Origin of the sequence: Curtobacterium luteum (assembly GCF_014646995.1) — a bacterium.
Lineage (GTDB): Bacteria > Actinomycetota > Actinomycetes > Actinomycetales > Microbacteriaceae > Curtobacterium > Curtobacterium luteum.
This window is the reverse complement of the sequence record NZ_BMOI01000030.1, coordinates 1-687: the sequence shown is the minus strand read 5'-3', so window position 1 is coordinate 687 and position 687 is coordinate 1. Positions and strand designations below refer to the sequence as shown.

Sequence of the window (687 nt, the reverse complement as noted above, 5' to 3'; positions counted from 1 at the left end):
GAACCCGGAAGCTAAGCCTCTCAGCGCCGATGGTACTGCAAGGGGGACCTTGTGGGAGAGTAGGACGCCGCCGGACTTATTTTGCAAGAAGACGTGGCCACTGGCCCTCCGTCGAGAGCAGGGAAACCTGTCTCTCGCGGCGGCCAGTGGCCATTTCTGTTTTCGGCCGTCGCGCCTCGACGTCCGGCTCGGTTCGTGATGGACTGGGTCGGTGTCGTGCTCGCGGACGGCATCCAACAACAACGACACAGTGGACGACAGCTCGGGAGACCGGGCGCGCAGACGAGGAGCGACGGTGGCGAACGACGACGAACAGCGACGGGATGGCGAAGGCCGCTCGGACCGGCAGCGTCGAGACGGAGACCGTGGGCCTCGTCGGGACGGCGGCCAGGGCGGCCGCTGGTCGTCCGGTCCGCGCGACTTCGAACGCCGCGAGGGCGAGCGTCGCGATGGCGGTGCCCGCGGGGGTGACCGTTCCTTCCGGGACGGCTCGCAGCGTGGTGACCGACCGGCGTGGAGGGACGACCGCTCCGCGGGCGGTCGTCCGCCTCGTGGTGACGGGCCTCGGGGTGCCGGCCGTCCCCAGCGTGACGGTGATCGTCCGTTCCGGGGTGGCTCTGACCGTCCGGCTCGTGACGGGGATCGTCCGTTCCGTGGTGGCTCTGACCGTCCGTTCCGTGGTGGTTC

Annotated in this window: 1 protein-coding gene and 1 rRNA gene; both read left to right on the top strand. The window is 69.7% G+C overall.

Annotated elements, in window-relative coordinates; translation table 11 throughout:
• Positions 1 to 76, top strand: a 5S ribosomal RNA gene (gene rrf, locus IEY20_RS16935); the annotation flags it as partial.
• 247 nt (positions 77 to 323) lie between these two features.
• Positions 324 to 687: hypothetical protein (locus IEY20_RS17235; protein ID WP_229728155.1), on the top strand; the 364-nt coding region annotated here is incomplete at its 3' end.